Consider the following 3,307-nt stretch of genomic DNA (forward strand, 5'->3'; position numbering starts at 1 on the left):
AGATGTTTTAGATGCTAAAAGCAGAAACAATTTAAAAAGTAGTATTGCCCAACTTAATGAAACAGTTACAAATTTTAAATTAATTTCAGAATCTGTAAATGAATTGGTTAAAAATAATGATGATAAATTAGCTAAAACACTAGCAAACACACAGGTCATCACAAAAAATCTATCTAAACTATCAGATTCTTTAGTGAATGCAGATTTTGGTAAAACAATTAAAAACCTAGAAACAAGTATACAAAGTCTTTCTACAATACTGGCAAATATTGAAAAAGGAAATGGTTCTATGGGTAAATTAATGTATGATGATCAAATGTATATTAACCTTACAAATGCTTCCAAAGAATTAGAAGAGTTGCTACGTGATATGAAAGAACACCCAAAAAGATTTGTTCATTTTTCTTTATTTGGAAAAAAGGAAAAAGCGTACGAACCAAGTACTGAAGTGAAAGAATAATAAGTTTTAAATTTTTATTAAAAAAACTCATAATGTTTTTTTAATAAAAATAGTGTTTTTAGAAACTTTAAATTAAATTTAGAATCCGAATTTATTTTTTAAAAGTGAATTGATAAAAATTTATTTTTTAATCATCTTTAAACAAAAAATATGAACTATATAGACAATGTTGCGTTTGTAATTCTTCTAGCAATAGGAGTTGGTTTTTTTGCGAAAAATATTTCTAAATTAATTAGAAACATTAAACTTGGAAAAGAGGTTGATAGGTCTGATAACCCAAATGCACGATGGAAAAATATGGCTTTGATTGCGCTTGGACAATCAAAAATGATAAAAAGACCAATTGCCGGAATTCTTCACATTATAGTTTACATAGGTTTTATTATTATTAATATTGAAGTAATAGAAATTATTATTGATGGTATTTTTGGAACCCACAGAGTATTATCATTTTTAGGTGGTTTTTATAGTTTTTTAATAGCATCATTTGAAATTTTAGCAGTTCTTGTAATTCTATCGGTAACCGTATTTTGGATACGAAGAATGGTGTTAAAAATTCCTCGTTTTTGGAATAAGGAAATGAAAGGTTTTCCTAAAAATGATGCCTTATATATTTTATATTTTGAAATGGTTTTAATGTCGTTGTTTTTATTAATGAATGCAGCCGACAATCATTTTCAAGAATTAAATGTTGGAAATCCCATTAGTCAATACATTGCTCCTTTATTTCATACTGTAAGTTTTACAACTATTACAATTATAGAAAGAACCGCTTGGTGGTTGCACATTGCTGGTATTTTAGTTTTTTTAAACTACTTATATTATTCAAAACATTTACACATTTTGTTAGCGTTCCCAAATACGTATTTTGCCAATTTAAATCCAAAAGGGCAATTTACAAATTTGGAATCTGTTACTAATGAAGTAAAAATGATGATGGATCCAACAATAGATCCATTTGCTGCAGTTCCAGAAGGAACAGAAAACCCAGTTCCTGAAAAATTTGGAGCTAGTGATGTTACAGATTTAAATTGGGTGCAATTAATGAATGCTTATACCTGTACCGAGTGTGGGCGATGCACATCTGTTTGTCCAGCAAATATTACAGGAAAGGAATTATCTCCACGTGCTATTATGATGAAAACTCGTGATAGATTAGAGGAAGTTGGAGAGAATATAAATAAAAATGGAAAATTTGTTGATGATGGTAAGCAACTTTTAACCAATTATATTACTCCAGAAGAAATTTGGGCCTGTACAAGTTGTAATGCTTGTGTTGAAGAATGTCCGGTAAATATTGATCCCCTATCAATAATTGTAGATTTAAGAAGATATTTAGTGATGGAACAATCAGCTGCTCCAGCAGAATTGAATAGTATGATGACAAATATTGAAAACAACGGAGCACCTTGGCAATACAACCAAATGGATAGGTTAAACTGGAAGGACGAATAAATCACTTTTTAGTAATGTAACAATATGTAGAGATTACTTTACATATTTTCTGTAAAAGGAAATTTAGATTAAAATTTTTTAGACTACGGTTAGCATAAATAAATTTAAAAAGCACAAGTATGAACGTACCAACAATGGCAGAAATGATGGCTCAAGGCAAACAACCAGAAGTTTTATTTTGGGTTGGTTGCGCGGGAAGTTTTGATGATAGAGCAAAAAAAATCACCAAAGCATTTGTAAAAATTTTAAATAAAGCAAATGTAGAATTTGCTGTGTTAGGTACAGAAGAAAGTTGTTCTGGAGATCCTGCAAAAAGAGCAGGAAATGAATTTTTATTTCAAATGCAAGCTATGGCTAACATAGAAATTTTAAATGCATACGAAATAAAAAAAATTGTAACCGCGTGTCCACATTGTTTTAATACTATAAAAAATGAATATCCACAATTAGGTGGTGTTTATGAAGTTGTTCATCATACAGAATTATTAAAATCGTTACTTGATGATGGTAGATTAACCATTGAAGGTGGACAATTTAAAGGTAAAAAAATTACATTTCACGATCCATGTTACTTAGGTCGTGCAAATGATGTTTATGAAGCCCCAAGAGAATTAATTCGAAAATTAGATGTAGAATTAGTTGAAATGAAGCGTTGTAAAACTAACGGATTATGCTGTGGTGCTGGAGGCGCGCAAATGTTTAAAGAGCCAGAAAATGGCACAAAAGATATTAATATTGAGCGTACAGAAGACGCCATTGAAATAAATCCAGATATTATTGCAACTGGCTGTCCGTTTTGTAATACTATGATGACAGATGGTGTTAAAGTTACCAATAAAGAAGCGGAAATAGAGGTACTTGATATTTCAGAGTTAATTGCAAATGCAGAAGATTTGTAATTTTATTTAGATGTTTCAAAATTCTCAAATAACATCCGATCTTCCAGATATTGAAGAACTAAATTTTCAAAAAATTCATAAAAATTATTTATGGATTTTAATAATTAATTCCATAGTAGTTTGGAGTATTATTTTTATTGGATTTTATTTTTTTATTGCCGTAAAAATTGCTGAATCTCATGCTTATTTTTTAATTTATGCTTATTGGATTTTAGGTGTTATTTGTGCTATTTATTTTGTGCTTTTAATTGCAGGATTTTCAAAAAGAAGATACTCCTTAAGAGAAAAAGATATTACGTATGGAAGCGGAATTATTATTGAAAAATTAACAACGGTTCCATTTGCTAGAGTGCAGCATTTAGAGGTAAATCAAAAACCAATTTCTCGTTTGTTTAAATTAGCTTCTATTCAAATATTTACGGCAGGAGAAAGTAATGATGACTTAAAAATTAATGGAATTCCAAAAAAGGAAGCCTTAAAAATTAAAGAGTAT

General features: G+C 29.2%; 3 protein-coding genes and 1 pseudogene. All 4 read left to right on the forward strand.

Annotation, left to right across the window (positions count from 1 at the left end; all coding sequences use genetic code 11):
• Window positions 1–460: pseudogene (locus ABY298_RS15630) on the forward strand (MCE family protein); the annotation flags it as partial.
• Between the two features lie 150 nt (window positions 461–610).
• Window positions 611–1,915: a 4Fe-4S dicluster domain-containing protein gene (locus ABY298_RS15635; protein WP_372746981.1), complete on the forward strand. Its 1,305-nt coding sequence runs from the start codon at window positions 611–613 to the stop codon at window positions 1,913–1,915.
• A gap of 119 nt (window positions 1,916–2,034) precedes the next feature.
• On the forward strand, window positions 2,035–2,814 hold the full coding sequence (locus ABY298_RS15640) for a (Fe-S)-binding protein (protein WP_372746982.1): 780 nt from the start codon (window positions 2,035–2,037) through the stop codon (window positions 2,812–2,814).
• A 10-nt stretch (window positions 2,815–2,824) separates the two neighbouring features.
• On the forward strand, window positions 2,825–3,307 hold a 483-nt coding region (locus ABY298_RS15645; protein WP_372746983.1), incomplete at its 3' end, for a PH domain-containing protein.

It is taken from the genome of Lutibacter sp., assembly GCF_041596795.1.
GTDB lineage: Bacteria > Bacteroidota > Bacteroidia > Flavobacteriales > Flavobacteriaceae > Lutibacter.